Below are 15818 nucleotides of genomic sequence, written 5' to 3' on the forward strand. Positions count from 1 at the left end.
ACGTCAATTGGCGGATGGCATGGGGACATCAACCCGGGATCTGGAGCAGCTTCTGGCGCGTGCGGCCGATGGCGACATGGGCGCTTTCGGGCAGCTTTATCATGCGACATCGGCGAAACTTTTCGGCATTGTCCTGCGTATCTTGAAGAACCGGGCCCAAAGCGAGGATATCCTGCAGGAAATCTATGTGAAGGTCTGGGAACGTGCCGGGGATTTTGAACCGGGGCGTGCGTCGATCATCACCTGGATGGCAACGATTGCGCGGAATCGGGCGATTGATGCGCTGCGTCGTGACAAGCGTCATGAGGTGGTGGTGGATGATTTCGATATCGACCAATTGGCCGATTATGACGATCTGTCGGCTGCCGATGATGTCGAACGCAATGATGACCTGCGCCAGCTTGAAATCTGCCTTGGCGGGCTCGATGATGAGCGTCGCACAATGGTCAGGTTGGCCTATCTGGACGGATTTTCGCGTGCCGAACTGGCAGAACGATTTGCCCAGCCGGTCGGCACGATCAAGACATGGCTGCATCGCAGCCTGAAACAGTTGAAGGAATGCCTCGGATCATGACCGACCGGGAAGATATCGACATGCTGGCGGCGGAATATGTGTTGGGAACGCTTGATCCCGACATGCACCGCATTGTCGATGAACGGCGGACAAATGAGGCGGAACTGAATGCGGCGATTGCCGATTGGGAAAAACGCCTGTCGCCGTTAAATGCACATTACCGCGCAGAAATGCCATCGCGCGACCTGTTTCCGGCCATTCGTGCCCGTATTGAAGGGGCCCGGATCGAGAGGTCGCGTGTGCAGGCGGATAATATTGTTGAGATCGATCTGCTGAAACGCAAGCTTGCCCGGTGGCGGATCGGGACATTTGCCACCGGCGCACTGGCGGCAAGTCTGATGGTGGCGGTTCTGGTATCGGATTTTGCCGCCCCGGTTCAGGATCAGCAATTTGTCGCCGTGTTTCACCGTGACGATACCCAGCCCGCCTTTGTCATGAGTATTGATCTGGATACCCGTGCGGTGATCATCCGCCCGGTTTCGGCGACATTGCCCGAAGGCAAGACCTATCAGTTGTGGATCGCATCCGATCAGCTGGGGCCGACCCCAAAATCGCTGGGCTTGCTTGAAAACGCATCCGTGCCGACGACCCGGTCGCTGGGGGAATTTGATCCGGCCCTGCTGCGCGATGCGACCTTTGGCATCAGTCTGGAACCCGAGGGCGGTTCGCCAACCGGGCGTCCGACGGGGCCTGCCATTCATGGCCGCCTGATCCCGGTCGAACACTGATTTCAAAAAAAAGTTTCCCGGTCTGAAACCCGGCCTGTCTGGTCTGCGTAGCTTCGATGTGCGCAACACAGCGCGACACGAGCGGACGGCAGCAAACAGCCCGTCCCGGTTTAACAGACAAGGAGACTTCACATGCTGGTGACCAAGAAAATGGTCGGTATTTTCGGTGGGGCTTTGATGGCCGGTGCCTTGAGCGTCGCCATTCCGGCGGCGGCCAACGCCATGGGGCCGATGGTCGAGGCGATGGATCAGGATGTTTCGGGCGGAACCGTCAGTGCGTCGAAAATCATGGCCGGTGAAAATGGCTGGCTGGTGGTGCATCGCACCGATTCCGAAATGAAGCCGGGCCCGGTTGTCGGTTATGCGCCGCTTAAAAAGGGCGAGAATATGGACGTTACTGCCATTTTGCAGGAACCGGTCAAATCCGGTGAGATGCTGATGCTGATGATCCATTCCGAACAGGGCGGCATGAAAACCGGCTATTTCGAATATACGCTGGGTGCCAAGGAAGACGGCCCGATCAAGCCGGATGGCAAACTGGTGATGAAGGTCGTGACCGCGGAATAATTGGGTCACCCTTTAAATCAAACGGCCCGCAAGGTTGCTTGCGGGCCGTTACCTTTTACAGCCAGCCAAGCTGCCGCGCGGCCGAAAGCAGTAGCAACAGGCCAAACAGGGTAATCAACGCCGCCCCCGCCAGGCCAACCCCACGACGAAGCCAGCCCGAAGTGCTTTCCGACACAGTGAAAAGATGCTGGGTGCCGGTGCGAATGCCGATGGCCGCCAACCCGATCAGGCTGATGGTCAGCGCCACCCCGAGCGCCATGGCAAAGGCCGATGCAACCCCGATCAGGAACAACCCGTTGGCCAGCGTAAACAGCAGCACCAGTATCGATCCGGTGCAGGGGCGCAGGCCAACCACGATCCCGCCCGCAATCATCTGCCAGCGGGATTTGGTGATGGTGTGGTTGTGGTCATGATCGTGATGATGGTGTGCATGATCATGATGATGATGATGATGATGATGGGTGTGATCATGATGGTGATGATCATGCCCGCCGTGATCGCAACAATCATCACGTCCCTGCAGGATGCGGATACACATCAATCCGCCCAGCCCGGCAATCAGGGCATAGGATATGGCTTCCAGTACCAGTCCGTTTTGCGTAACCGCCGCCGGGCCGAGATTAAGGATCAGGGTCAGCGACCCGACAAGGACAATCGCCGTCACCGCCTGAACGGCTGCAATCAGGCTGCCCATGGCGACACCCTGTTTCCAGCCGGCATCGCGTGACAGGAAATAGGTGGTGGTGACCATCTTGCCGTGGCCCGGCCCCGCGGCATGAAACACGCCATAGGCGAATGAAAGGGCAATGATGGTCAATGCGGGCCACCACGCATCGCCGGTTTTGGCGTCGCGCAGCGTTGCGGTCATTTGCCGGTTAAGCTGTGTCTGGATCACCACCACCTGACCGACAATGTCCGATAGCCAGCCGGGCAGGCTGATCAGGCTTTCGCCATCATTTTGTGGCGTCTGATCAGGGGCATTCGGGGCCTGTTCGCTGCTTGTGCCACGACCCAGAAGGTTGCTGGCCTGCGCAAACGCCTGATTACTCGGCAGAAACGAAATCGCCAGCAGAAAGGCCATGATCAGCGCCGGCATCCGCAACCTGTTTTTCGCAGGCAAGGTCGGCGCGTATTGGCGAAACCAGATCAAAATAGATGCGGTTCTTTTCATCTTCGCTCATTTCATAGTGGCATTTGAGATGGCGGTTGCCGCGAAACAGGATCGGATCGACCTGGGTGAAGGCAACATCAATATAGAATTCCGCATCATAGACCGATAGGGCAATCGCATCTTTTATCGGATCAAGCGGTTCTTTAAGCGTCAGGGTGAAATCGTAGCTTACCCGGCGATCATCGGTGATATCGGCCTTGAAGTCCGTTGCGTCGGCAAATGTCACGATTTCCTCGTTCCGGCGCAGGTGGGTCAGCCAGGAAACTTCGGAAAGCAATGCAAAGGCATTGTCGTGAACATCGGTGTTTTCTGCGTCAAAGAATCGCAAATCGTGATTTTTGTCGAACTGGTCGATCAGGGTCAGGCTGAACAGATCATCAAACACCCAATGCAGCCGGATCGCGGTGATTTTGTCGTTTTCAAAAACCATCTGTGCATCGGCATCGATCCAGACATGCGGATGGGCCGATGCAGGCATGCCCGATCCGGCCCAAAGGACGGATGCGAGCATGCCGGCGGCAAGGTTTTTAGGGCTGCGACAGGCAGTCAACCAGTGCGCCCACATTCTGGCGCAGGATGTTCTGATAGGCATCCGGTCCCGCCGGAATATCCGCGCCCAGCGGGTCAAGCGTTCCGATATGCGCGCCCGTATCGGCAACCACGGCCTCGACGATGGCCGGGCGGAATTGCGGTTCGGCAAAGACGCAGACGGCATTGCTGTTGCGGATTTTGTCTTCGATCTCATGCAGGCGCTTTGCTCCGGGCTTCTGTTCCGGTGAAACCGTAATCGAACCAACCGCGTTCAGGCCAAATCCCGCTTCGAGATACTGATAGGCATCATGGAAAACGACGAACGGCTTTTCGCGAACCGGTGCGAGTTGGGTTTCCAGATCATTCCCAAGTGCATCAAGGCTGGCAAGGAACTTTTTCAGATTGTCCTGATAGGTGCCTGCATGGGCCGGGTCGATTTCACCAAGTTCGGTGGCAATTGCAGTTGCGATGGCTGCGCCATTGGCCGGATCAAGCCAGATGTGGGGGTCGGCACCTTCTTCGTCATGATGGTGACCTTCTTCACCCTCATGGGCGTGATCGTGATCGTGTTCTTCGGTATGGGCGTGTTCGTCATGACCATGTTCGTCATGACCATGTTCGTCATGACCATGTTCGTCATGACCATGTTCGTCATGATGTTCGTCTTCATGACCTTCGTCTTCATGGTCTGCGTGATCGTGACCTTCGTGATCATGGTCATGCGATTCCCATGCACCACCTTCGCGCATTGCCCGGACGGTCAGGCCGTCAATATCAGCCAGTTCAAGCTGATGGGCACTGCCCGACAGGGTTGCCAGCGGCTTTTTCAGGAAGCCCTCAAGGCCGTGGGAGACATAAATCACCAGATCGGCTTCCTGAAGCGAGCGGGCTTCGCTGGGGCGTAGCGAATAGGCATGCGGCGAGGACGCGCCATCAATCAGCAGAGCCGGTTTGCCAACGCCTGCCATGATCGCACTGGCGATACCGTGGATCGGTTTGATCGAAACAACGACCGACGGATTTTCTGCCGCCTGTGCCGTAAATGGCAGGGCAAGCAACGGCAGGGCAAGCAGGGTGCTGCGAAGGCTTGAGAGGGGCATGATATCAATCCGGTTGGGAACAGGGATGGGGTAATCGGTGAGGATATGTTTGTTATGTTATATCATAACGTTTCGTCAAGCGATAATTACATCCCTGATCCGGCGGGGGTGTTTTTGATCCTAATAGATGTTTTCTATTGATCAAAATAAGTGAGTTTCGTGTTCGTAACGAAAAATCCGCATCCGTAGTTGAAGACGCATTTTTGCCGATTTCATTGCAGAACAAATGTTGGGGAATGGTAATGATGCGGCTGCCATATGCGATTTGAACCGGCAAGAAACAATCCGCATCGAAGGCGGTTCCATATTTTCGGGCCGGTTAAAATATCTTGCCGGGATGTTACATCCGGCACGGAGGACATTTCAGATCCGGGGTGCCGGTCTCGCGATCGGTATGCAAATCAGAAACGTTCAGCCAGAAACGGTCATCGATGTTTCTTGTCGTCTGACTCATGATGGTATTTTCGATGTTGAAAACGTGCCGCCGTTCTGTTTTCAGGGCATCAAGGGCGCGTGCAATCGCCGGGGCATTGTGAAAATGTTCCATGAAGGCACCGGTTCGATACGCTTCAAGAAGCCCGTCTGTAATGGTTTGCCACAGGGCGCTGTTTTTCCTGTTCACATAGATGAAAAAGTCGAACGGATAAACCAGCATGACGGTGTCATTCAGAACCACATCCGGATATTGCGCCTGAATTGCGGGCAATTCCCGATAGGCTTCGTGAACGGCACGGGTTAAAGCATCAAATCGCCTGTTTTCCAGCATTTCCCAAAGGTTGTTGCGCGGGCCGCGTTCAACACAGAAACCGTTATCTTCCATGATGTCGGCATCGGGCCAGTCGGACCCCACCCCGATGCAGAACTGGCGCAATTCGTCCAGGGTTTCGACATTCCTAAGCGCCTCTGCCCGGTCCTTTTTGACCATGAAAACACGGTGCCCCAGAATGCCGCGCGTGATGGGAATATTGACCTGGCGAAATCTGCTTTCACGCTCTGCACTGTAACCGGCAAACATCACATCGATATCACCGGCCAACAGCATTTCGCTTATGCGTGACTGTGTCGCGCCTTTTAATTCCTCGATATCCATAACGTAATCAGTGCCCGACAGGTCCAGCGCCATTTCGATGACGCCGAATTCATAGGCAAAAAATTTCTTCAGACCCTCGGGGAAGGCCATTTTGATGGTTCTGGTATCGGCCTGTGCGGTTTCCTGGAGCAAAAGGCAAACACAAACGACCCAAAATGCAAAACGCAGGATTTTCAAAACATTCGCCCATATAAAGATCACGTGAGGCTCAGCCTACGATGTATATTGGGCGTGCTTTGCGATGTTAAAGGGACGTCCTTTGAATATTATATATCGTTAATGTTGCGGGCGTCTTGTCGAGGATGGCTTCATGCCCTTTAGCCATGGCAGGAAGCCATCGAGAAATCGTGTGGTCGCGGGCATGAAATGGCTGCCGTGATGATACATCGGGTCCAGCGTGGTGACGATCATCCGGCCCGGCGTGGTGACCGTGTCGTCATAAAGAACCGATCCCAGATCACCGACATCGATCAGCGATACCGCACCATCAGGCACGATAAGATGTCCGTGATGATGCCACGTCGCATCGGCCAGCGTGATGTGATCAAACAATGGATGATCGGGCGCGGTTACGTGAAGGCCAAGGCTGCCGCCTTCTTTCCACCACCAGAAATTGGTCGGGGTGAAATGCCATTCGATCCCCGAAATCCATTCCGCCGGTCCGGTCGATCCCATGATGACAAGTGTTCTGCCGCTTTCAAGGAACTGCCTGAATTTTTCACGATGCGGCCGCAACACGGACGGATCGGTACGGCATGACACAATCAGCGTGTCATAATCCTCAAGCACCGTATCGCCGAGTTCGCGGGTATAGATCACACCATCGAAAAAGTCGCGATAGCGCGGTTCATAAAGCGTTCTGTGGTGGTAATAGGTCCCGCTATCAAGGGCTGCGATCCTATGGGTCATGATACAGCTTCCTGTCCTCTATCGCCGCTACCGGCCCACTGGCAAAGCTGCGGCACGATCCGTGCGGTGCTGTCCTCTGATCCGGCATACATCCATAAATCATTGCCTGCATGCATCAGGATGCGGCCGCCTTCGGGACGATGATAAATCCAGTCGCACGGCAGCCGGTCCGGGCCAACCCCGTGCAGGGCAATCGCGCCCTTGGGCGGCGGGTTGTAACCGCGGGCATAAAACCCCGCCACACCGCGCCGGAATGTCAGATGATGCGTATCCACACCTTCGAAAACCGGGTGATCGGCAAGGCGATGAATGATCAGGTTTTCAAGCGACTGGTTTTCAAGCGGAACAAAGGTCTGGAATTCCGGCAACATTGGCCATGCGACATGCCCGTTGAACACAAGCGTCCCGCCGTCGGCAAGGAACCCCTCGATCTTGGTTGTCAGCGTCCCGAAAAACCGCTGATCAAGATGGGCGGGTAACATCAGGGCGGCATAGGGTGAAAGATCGATATCGCTCAGGTCGTAATGATCGATCTGTGCGATGTCGGGCGCATGATCACCCACATCGGGCAAATCATCCCCGGCCCCCTTGATCGGATTGATAAACAGGCAAAGTCCCATGGCTGTTTCCTGCAAGAAAAGCGGGTGAAATCCCGTCCCCGGCGACAGTGCCGGGGACGGAAAGATCGTCAGTCTTTCGACACACTCTTGAAGTCATAGAAGAAGCCGGACGGATGGATGCGATAACCTTCAACATTCTTGGCCGACGCGCCGACCGAAACCTTGTGCACCAGCGGAATGATCGGTGCATCGTCATGCAGGATATTCATCGCCCTGCGATAGGCTTCGTCCTTTTCCGCACCGGGCGAAAGGGTCCGGCCGGTATCGACCGCCTCGTCAAATCCGGCATTGTTCCAGAACTGGTAATTCAGCCCGGCCTTCGAATGGAACTGCGATTTAAGGTGCAGGTCCGGGTGGCCTGTCATTTCCGGGGTCCAGAACACGACCGAGATGTCGTATTCACCGCGCTTGACCAGATCAAGCATTCCTTCCCAGGTATACATCTGCACATCTGTTGCAATGCCGTTCTGGTTCAGAAGGGCGGCGAGTGCCTCGGTAATCGCGGGCATTTCTGTCCGGCTGGAATAGCTGAGGATACGCAGCGTAAGAGGCTTGCCATCCTTTTCCCATTTGCCGTCATTCTGTTGATATCCGGCATCGTTCAGAAGCGACGTCGCCAAACCGGTGTCAAGCTTGAAGGGGGCATCGGCCTTGGGCGCCCAATCAAATTGCGGGCCAAAAAACTCCCACGCCGGTTCGCCAATCCCGTCAAGGGCACCCTTGACGATCAGGTCGCGATCCACCAGCGCATTGACCGCCTGACGAATGCGCACATCCGAAAGCGGGCTTTTGTCCCCGGCATTGAACGCGCCGTAATAAAGCCCGGCAATCGGTTTGGAATAGACCTTGAAATTTTCATCGCGTGACAGGCGTGCCACATCGGATGGCAGCATATTGTCGATGAAGTCTACCTCGTCGGCCTCAAGGGCCAGCGTGCGCGAATTGTGATCAGGGATGAAGCGGTATTCGACTTTCGAAAGGGCCGGTTTTTCACCCCAATACCCATCAAACCGGGTCACAATGGTGCGGTCCTGTTTGCGGTATTCCTCGAATTTCCACGGGCCGGTACCGACCGGTTTGACGAATTCACCTGCATCATTGAACGATGCCTTGGCATAAATGCCGGTGATCGCGTCGGTCAGCTGGTTGGGAAGTGCGGCAAACGGTTCGTTCGTCTCGATCTCCAGAACCAGCGGTGCGGTGGCCGACATCTGTTTGATGTTCAAAAGATCAGCAGCATAGGGCAGCAGCGCAATCACCCGTTCGAGCGAGAATTTGACCGCCCCGGCATCAAGTTTTGTCCCGTCATGGAAGACGACATTTTCACGCAGGTTGAAATGCCAGACCGTCGGTGAAATGCGTTCCCACGATGTCGCAAGACCGGGAACGGTATTCAGGTCATAGTCAAGTTTGACCAGCGTATCAAGGATCTCGCTTTCATTGAAAAAGCGTGACCGGCGCGGCTGCATCGCCAGCGGCAGTGCTTCCCACATGGTGCCGACAACCAGCGTATCCTGTTCGGTTGCGGCTGCTTTCTGTGGTGCGGCTGCGATGGTGCCGATTGCCAATGTTGCAAAGGCAAAAGTGCAAAGGGCCTTCCTGAATATCGTCATAGTGATCCTTCTAGTGAAGATAGTTGATCTGACTGAGCCGGAAACGATCGCCAAGCGCGTCTCCAAGCAGGTTTACGGCAACGACAAAACCGGCAATGGTCAGGCCAGGTGCCAGAACCAGCCGCGGATAATCGCGAAGGTAGTTGCGGGATTCTGCAATCATCAGGCCCCATTCCGGCGTGCCCGGTTCCACACCCAGTCCAAGGAAACTGAGCCCGGCGAAGGACAGGATCACCCAGGACATGGAATAGGCACCAAGGGTCAAAAGCGGTCCGACGATATTGGGCAGGATATGGCGTCTGGCGATCCGGTGGCGTGGCGCGCCAAGCGCCTCGGCGGCCATGACATAGGGCTTGGCCCGTTCGACAATCACCGCATTGCGAACGATCCGGGCATAGTCGGTCCAGTGAATGGCAATCAGGGCGATGATAACGGCGTTAAGTCCAAGCCCCAGCACCCCGGCAATGATCATGCAAATCGCCAATGCCGGGAAAACCGAAATACCCTCGCAGAACCGCATCAGGATACGGTCTGGCGTTCCGCCGATCATTGCGGCAACCGTGCCAAGCAGGCTGCCAAACAGGGATGATGCAATCACCACAACAATCGCCGAGGCGGTGGTAAGCCGCGCGCCATAAAGCAACCGCGAAAACACGCAGCGCCCCATTGCATCCGTGCCCAGCGGATAATCAAGACTTGGCGGCTGCAACCGAAACAGGAATTGCGCCTGATAGGGATCATGCGGGGCAAAAAACGGCAGGATCAGGATTGCCACCATTACCGAGACGACGACGGTCGCATACATTTTGCCATTCCGGCCAAGAAGGGCAGACAGCTTTTCGTGGGCGATGGATTTGGGGACAAAGGATCGCGCCAGCATCTAGACGATCTCGCGCGTGCGGGGATCGTAAACCGATATGGTGATATCGACGATCAGATTGACCAGAATGTAGGACGCGGCAATCAGAAGGAAACAGGCCTGTATCGCCGGATAATCACGATTAAGCAGTGATTGCACCAGATACCGCCCGATCCCCGGCCATGCAAACAGCGTTTCGACAATGATCATGCCATCAAAAATCCGGGCAAATTGCAGCCCGGAAAATGTCAGAAGACCCGGCACGATATTGGGAATTGCATGATGCAGAATGACGCGTCTGCGTCGCCCGCCCTTGGCGCGTGCGGTGCGGATATAGGGTTTTGATAATTCTTCCAGAAGACTGCTGCGCACGAACCGTGACAGAACGCCAGTGATAGATGTTGCAATCACGAGGGTCGGCAAAATAGCATGTTGCCATGTACCGTGCCCGCCGGTCGGCAACCAGCCAAGCGCAAGCGAAAACAGCAGTGCAAGCAGCAGCGAGTACCAGAAATTCGGGATCGACATGCCGATCACGCTGATGATTCCGGCAACCCGGTCAATCTTGCTGTCGGGATAAACCGCACACAAGATGCCGATTGGCGCCGCAAGTAAAAGGGCAACCGCAAGCGCACAGATCGCAAGGATCAGCGATTGTTCAATCCGCAACAGAATGTCGGTGATAATCGGTTCACGGGTCACAAGCGAAAGACCGAGATCGCCCTGCATCAATCCGCCAAGCCAGCGCAAATACTGCATCGGCAACGGATCGTTCAGACCATGACTATCGGCAAATCTTGCAACCTGGGAGGCATCGGGCAGGGTGCCATCCATCTGCGCCATTAACAGAACTTCGGCAAAATCACCCGGCATCAGCCGAAGCAGGGCAAAGCCCGCAACCGAAACGGCAAGCAGCAGAACAAGAGCATGTGCAATGCGGGCTGCCAGGCGGGACGCCATCGGATCGATTTTCCATCTTGTGTCATGAACCGGGAATTCGAAACCGCATCGGACACGGTTCGAATTAATATCGCAAGTAATATGCAGTTGCATTAAAATGATGCAACTGATTTCCATTATTAATTAAGTAGCTTGCGAACATGTTGATTGTATCTGCTGATAAGGCACACTCTTTGAGTGTGAATGTGCTGAAGTCACGGTTTTAGATGGATAAGTTTGTGGTCTGATACAGCTTCAGGTTTTCTTTGGCGCGCAAAAAGGCAAATCCGGTTCCGCCGTATTTCAACGATACGGATCGGATTCTGGAACGTGTAAAATGACGCATAACCTCGGATCGGAGGCTACCGATACCTGATGTCAGAGATCCATAATTCTGGAACAGTTTGCCACAATTTCCTAGAATACTATGCCGCAGCCAGACGTTTAGGGAGAAGAGCATCACCGTCCGATCCTCCCTGCGGATGGGACGTACAAGGGGCTGCATAAGATGGGCTGCGTATAGCTAAAGTCCGACACAACACCAAGCAGACGCACTTGAAATGCCGCTCCGTAACCTGTAGTCCGCTCCACATTTAAAAGGACTGATCGCCGCGTCGTCTCCCTCTGTGCTCCGCTGTCCTTTTGACAGTCCAGCCGTCATTCATATGAGCGTATAGCGTCGGTTCGTCGGGATGTCCGTAAGTGTTGCCATCACCATACGACACAATTGCTTTGGGGCAGTTGCTCCGAACGAGTGTTTTGGGGGGAGAGGTACCTGGTGATCCGTGGTGCGGGACGGTAACGCCGGCAACTTTGGCGTTCTTCCGAAAGGTGACATAATCGTAATTGGCGTCACCGGTCAGAACGACAGTTCCATGATTAAGCTTATAAGACAGCGCAAGTCCGGAATTATTTGAATCTGCGATCGGACCGTTGCAGCGGCTTAGATGTATTTCATGAGTTGCGATGGGCTTTCTAAGCTGGTTGATCAGAAGCAATTTATTATCTTGTAGGAGTCGATTGACAAACCGCAGAGTCCCCGGACCAACATACTGTGTCGGCGCAATCCATTGGAACTTGGTCTTTCTTTGCTCCCGGCGACCGAGTGTAAAATGGTCATAGTCCCAATGAGAAAGAATTATCAACGTATCCTCGCTGCACACAGGTTTGGTACGGCTCTTGGGTTCGGTTTTTTTGTTGAAAGGAAGCGGTAACCCGACATCGAAAAAGCAAATGGCTTCGATTTCACCGTTGTAGTTAGTTCTCGTGAGGCCACAGAAGCTGGCCTGACCAACATCATAGACAACTATACCCGTTGCCACCTGTAAATTATTTAGTAACTTCTTGACCTCGCTGCGTTTCGCAATCGGCTTTTTTTTGCGCAAGTCATGTTTGGTTTTTGCCCGAGATTGAGAAGGGAGAGAACGCACCGCTGCGGCACCAACAGATTTTGGAGAGAGGTCATCTGGATCGCCCTCGTCTGGTAAGAACTCAATGCTACCCAACCTAAATGCTTCGGGCTCCTGGTAGTCATCGTCGGTGAGCGTGGAAAACCACAACCGGGGTCGAGGCATATCATCTCGGGGAACCACTGTGATGGCAACCCAGTCTCCCTCCTGAGGTAGCCTTTCGCCATCCACCATATCAGACAGTTTTTGTCTTGTTGTCATTATGCGGACCAACCCGTATGCAGCCTCTTGCGAATGCTCAGTACTTTCAATGTGATGATCAAAAGCAATATCTGATATGCAATCAAGCATTAGGTTGAATCGGCAACGGTCTGGGGCGGCTCGGTCAACAAGGTTAGACATAGGGTCGAAACCATTAACGAATGCAATAAAGCGATTAGAGTCTTTAAAGCTTCCACTTCTATACATTTACGGCACCAATCTATCGAACGGGTTCACCAATGCGGTTCCGTTTGGATGTTAGTCGAATATACGTAATACAACCAAGGGGATAAAAGGACTGGCTCGGGTCAGGTTCCGCCCTTGCGACTAGCGTCGCTGGATATCTGCAGGTGCTCCGCTACCAGACTGTCCGGTCTTCGATGAGCGGTGCATCCTGCCTCGCGAACACCCAACGCCACCGAGTTCAAATTTATGTGTCATAAATTCTAAAGTTATGTGTAAGAACTCTAAAGTAATGTGTCATTTCGCAGATCGGCATAAACTGCCGCAATGCCAATATCAGGTGTTGGCAAGGTCTTCGGGCGTGAAGTTCATTTCATGCAGGATTTCACCGGTTTCATTGTCAACCGCCTGCAAGGTCACGCCATATCCCCATAATTGCCCGATATAGCCCAGTGTCATTTCCGCTTCGGATTTTTCAAGCCGGATGCCGTCATGTTCGGTGTGCTGGATGTAAAGCTGCCGGTTGCCGCGCAGGTCGACATCAACCACCTGCATGTCGGGTTCGCGTACCGAAATGTCATGCATGCGTGCCAAGGCGCGGCGCACCTTGCGGTATCCGTTATCGTCGTGGATGGCGGCCACTTCCAGATGCGGGCTGGAGCTTAGATCGTCGATCAGGAACATCCGCATGTCGCGCATCAGTTTGGGCGACAGGAATTGCAGGATGAAACTTTCATCGCGGTAATGCGCCCACGCTTCTTTTAGCGTTTCGACCGGCGCGTTATTGCCCGCAATATCGGGGAACCATTTGCGGTCTTCCTCGGTCGGGTCGACACAGATGCGGTGAATGTCCTGCATCATGGCAAAGCCAAGCGCATAGGGGTTGAACCCGGAATAACGCGGATCGTCATATTCGGCCTGAAACACCACGCGCGAATGGTAATCGATGAATTCCATCATCGCGCCTTCGGAAATCAGCCCCTTGTCATACAGGCTGTTCATGATTGCGTAATGGACATAACACGCACAGCCTTCATTCATCATTTTGGTCTGTTTCTGCGGATAGAAATATTGCCCGATATTGCGCACGATCCGCAAAATCTCGCGCTCCCAGGCTTGCAGGGTCGGGGCGTTTTTCTCCAGGAAATACAGCAGGTTTTCTTCGGGTAATCCGAACTGGGCCCGGCGTTCCTCGACCCGCATCTTGCGACGCATTTCATCAAGGTCTTCGTCGTCCTTTTCCGCCTGCGGCAAGGTCCGCCACAGATCGTTATAGGTTTCGTCCTCGTATTTGGCGCGTTCGCGTTCACGTTCCAGTTCTGCCGCCAGATTTGGCTTTTCCGGGTGGGAATACCGGTTTACCCCCTGTTCCATCAGGGCATGCGCCGCATCAAGAACCCGTTCGACCGCATCAAAGCCAAACCGGTCCTCGCATTTGGCGATATAACGTTTGGCAAATTGCAGGTAATCGAGAATACCCTCGGCGTCGGTCCATTGCTTGAACAGGTAATTGTTCTTGAAAAAATGGTTATGGCCAAAGGCCGCATGGGCGATCACCAATGCCTGCATGACGATGGTGTTTTCTTCCATCACATAGGAAATGCAGGGGTTGGAATTGATCACGATCTCGTATGCCAGGCCCTGATATCCCTTGCGATACATCACATCGTCGCGCACGAACCGTTTGCCGAACGACCAATGATGATACATCAACGGCATGCCGATGGATGAATAGGCGTCCAGCATCTGCTCGGACGTGATCACCTCGACCTGATTGGGGTAAACGTCCAGTTTCAAGTCGTTGATCGCGATATCCTCGATCGCGTCATAGGTGGCTTTCAGGGTGTTGAAATCCCAGTCGGCACCGGAAAACAGAAGTTCGGGGGCGGTGGCTGGTTCGGTCTTTTTGGTCATCCTTTGACCCCGCTTAGTTTTTCGGCGCGATTTTTGGCAAACAGTTCCCGGAAGACCGGGAAGATATCGGCGGCCTTGGTCACCCGTTTAAGGGCAAATCGCGCATTGGCGCGGGCAACCGGGGCATAGGCCTTCCAAAGCGCGGTTTCACCTTCGGCGGAGGAGAAAATTTCTGCCTCGCGCTCGTCGGTGATTTCGATATAGGCGTAATACTGGCATTTCGGCAAAAGGTCCTCGGCCAGCAAGGCCGTGCATTTCGCGCCGTCGTTGGAATAATTGTCGCCGTCCGATGCCTGGGCGGCATAGATGTTCCATTGATCGGTCGGGTAACGATCCTTCATCACCCGTTTCATTTCTTCCAGCGCGGTCGAAACGATGGTGCCGCCGGTTTCGCGTGAATAGAAAAACGTTTCCTCGTCGACTTCGGCGGCGCGCGATGTATGGCGGATAAACACCACATCGACATGTTCGTAGCGGCGATGCAAAAACAGATGCAGCAGCATGAAGAACCGTTTCGCCAGTTCCTTCATCTGTTCGGACATTGATCCCGACACATCCATCAGACAGAACATGACGGCCTGGGTATTCGGATCGGGGATTTGCTGAAACTGGTTGTATCGCGTGTCGATGGGATCAATGAACGGGATCGCCTTCATGCGACGTTTGGCTTCTTCAAGATCGGCCAGCAACATGTGAAGGGTATCCTCATCGGGCTTGGTCAGTTTGCCGGACGGGCGTTTTTCGGCCTTGGCCTGAAGGGCGGTGATTTTTTCTTCAAGGTCGCGGATTTCAGCGGTTTTCGGGCGGCGCAGGCCAATCCGGCGCGCCAGCGAATTGCGCATGGTGCGCACAAGGCTAAGATTGGCGGGGGTTCCGTCCGATGAAAAACCCGCGCGCGCCGTGCGAAAGGCGGTGGTCTGTTTCAGGCTTTTTTTCAAAAGGTCGGGCAGTTCCAGATCTTCGAAAAAGATATCAAGGAACTCGTCACGCGACAGGGTGAACTGAAATTCGTCTTCACCGTCGCCATCGGGGCTGGCTTGTGATCCGCCTGCACCGCCATCGCCACCTTGCGGGCGGGCGATCCGGTCGCCGGGGACAAACTTTTTATTGCCGGGCAGCACATAATTGCGATCCCCGCCGCGGCGCGCATGGTGAAAACCCGGTTCATGCAGGGTCTTGCCCGGAATGGTGATGGAATCGCCGCTATTGATGTCGGTGATGCCGCGCGTGCGGATGGTGTCTTCTACCGCCTTTTTGATTTGTGCCTTTGCGCGCCGCATAAAGCGCTGCCGGTTGCCAAGACTTTTGCCTTTCGGGTTTTTGCGGCGGTCGACGATATAAAGCATGGGC

The 15818-nt window shown here is 54.4% G+C and carries 15 protein-coding genes; 3 read left to right on the forward strand and 12 right to left on the reverse strand.

Annotated features, from left to right (window positions below; genetic code table 11):
• Positions 1 to 19: 19 nt before the first annotated feature.
• The 3 genes from SMB34_RS19130 to SMB34_RS19140 all read left to right on the forward strand — a co-directional run bounded on the left by SMB34_RS19130 (position 20) and on the right by SMB34_RS19140 (position 1869).
• On the forward strand, positions 20 to 574 hold the full coding sequence (locus tag SMB34_RS19130) for a sigma-70 family RNA polymerase sigma factor (protein ID WP_037992420.1): 555 nt from the start codon (positions 20 to 22) through the stop codon (positions 572 to 574).
• Positions 571 to 1302 carry an anti-sigma factor gene (locus tag SMB34_RS19135; protein ID WP_037992422.1) on the forward strand — a complete coding sequence of 244 codons (732 nt, stop codon included), beginning with the start codon at positions 571 to 573 and terminating at the stop codon, positions 1300 to 1302. The genes SMB34_RS19130 and SMB34_RS19135 overlap by 4 nt, the downstream gene beginning before the upstream one ends.
• Positions 1303 to 1434: 132 nt before the next feature.
• Positions 1435 to 1869, forward strand: a complete 435-nt coding sequence (locus SMB34_RS19140; RefSeq protein WP_156962717.1) for a DUF7282 domain-containing protein — start codon at positions 1435 to 1437, stop codon at positions 1867 to 1869.
• 55 nt (positions 1870 to 1924) lie between these two features.
• On the opposite strand, the gene SMB34_RS19145 is transcribed toward SMB34_RS19140, so the two are convergent.
• The 12 genes from SMB34_RS19145 to SMB34_RS19200 all read right to left on the reverse strand — a co-directional run bounded on the left by SMB34_RS19145 (position 1925) and on the right by SMB34_RS19200 (position 15814).
• On the reverse strand, positions 1925 to 2950 hold the full coding sequence (locus tag SMB34_RS19145) for a nickel/cobalt transporter (RefSeq protein WP_037992489.1): 1026 nt from the start codon (positions 2948 to 2950) through the stop codon (positions 1925 to 1927).
• A complete protein-coding gene (locus SMB34_RS19150; protein WP_240478877.1) occupies positions 2913 to 3590 on the reverse strand; it encodes a DUF1007 family protein in 678 nt (225 codons plus the stop codon). The genes SMB34_RS19145 and SMB34_RS19150 overlap by 38 nt, the downstream gene beginning before the upstream one ends.
• Positions 3568 to 4671, reverse strand: a complete 1104-nt coding sequence (locus SMB34_RS19155) for a zinc ABC transporter substrate-binding protein ZnuA (protein WP_037992424.1) — start codon at positions 4669 to 4671, stop codon at positions 3568 to 3570. Before SMB34_RS19155 ends, SMB34_RS19150 begins: the two co-directional genes overlap by 23 nt.
• Positions 4672 to 5011: 340 nt before the next feature.
• A complete protein-coding gene (locus SMB34_RS19160; protein ID WP_240478878.1) occupies positions 5012 to 5893 on the reverse strand; it encodes a hypothetical protein in 882 nt (293 codons plus the stop codon).
• Positions 5894 to 6037: 144 nt separating this feature from the next.
• The gene (locus SMB34_RS19165; protein WP_037992426.1) at positions 6038 to 6670 is read right to left on the reverse strand and encodes a hypothetical protein; all 633 of its coding nucleotides are present in this window, start codon (positions 6668 to 6670) and stop codon (positions 6038 to 6040) included.
• Complete coding sequence (locus SMB34_RS19170; RefSeq protein ID WP_037992427.1) at positions 6667 to 7290, reverse strand: hypothetical protein; 624 nt, start codon at positions 7288 to 7290, stop codon at positions 6667 to 6669. Before SMB34_RS19170 ends, SMB34_RS19165 begins: the two co-directional genes overlap by 4 nt.
• Before the next feature lie 68 nt (positions 7291 to 7358).
• The gene (locus tag SMB34_RS19175) at positions 7359 to 8903 is read right to left on the reverse strand and encodes an ABC transporter substrate-binding protein (protein ID WP_037992429.1); all 1545 of its coding nucleotides are present in this window, start codon (positions 8901 to 8903) and stop codon (positions 7359 to 7361) included.
• Between the two features lie 10 nt (positions 8904 to 8913).
• Positions 8914 to 9783, reverse strand: a complete 870-nt coding sequence (locus SMB34_RS19180) for an ABC transporter permease (RefSeq protein ID WP_051682427.1) — start codon at positions 9781 to 9783, stop codon at positions 8914 to 8916.
• Complete coding sequence (locus SMB34_RS19185; RefSeq protein ID WP_037992494.1) at positions 9784 to 10722, reverse strand: ABC transporter permease; 939 nt, start codon at positions 10720 to 10722, stop codon at positions 9784 to 9786.
• A gap of 572 nt (positions 10723 to 11294) precedes the next feature.
• Positions 11295 to 12578: a ComEC/Rec2 family competence protein gene (locus SMB34_RS19190; RefSeq protein WP_037992431.1), complete on the reverse strand. Its 1284-nt coding sequence runs from the start codon at positions 12576 to 12578 to the stop codon at positions 11295 to 11297.
• A gap of 312 nt (positions 12579 to 12890) precedes the next feature.
• Positions 12891 to 14468 carry a SpoVR family protein gene (locus SMB34_RS19195; protein ID WP_007092243.1) on the reverse strand — a complete coding sequence of 526 codons (1578 nt, stop codon included), beginning with the start codon at positions 14466 to 14468 and terminating at the stop codon, positions 12891 to 12893.
• Positions 14465 to 15814 carry a YeaH/YhbH family protein gene (locus SMB34_RS19200; RefSeq protein ID WP_037992433.1) on the reverse strand — a complete coding sequence of 450 codons (1350 nt, stop codon included), beginning with the start codon at positions 15812 to 15814 and terminating at the stop codon, positions 14465 to 14467. Before SMB34_RS19200 ends, SMB34_RS19195 begins: the two co-directional genes overlap by 4 nt.
• Positions 15815 to 15818: the final 4 nt, after the last annotated feature.

This window comes from Thalassospira permensis NBRC 106175, assembly GCF_000714555.1.
GTDB classification, from domain to species: Bacteria; Pseudomonadota; Alphaproteobacteria; order Rhodospirillales; family Thalassospiraceae; genus Thalassospira; species Thalassospira xiamenensis.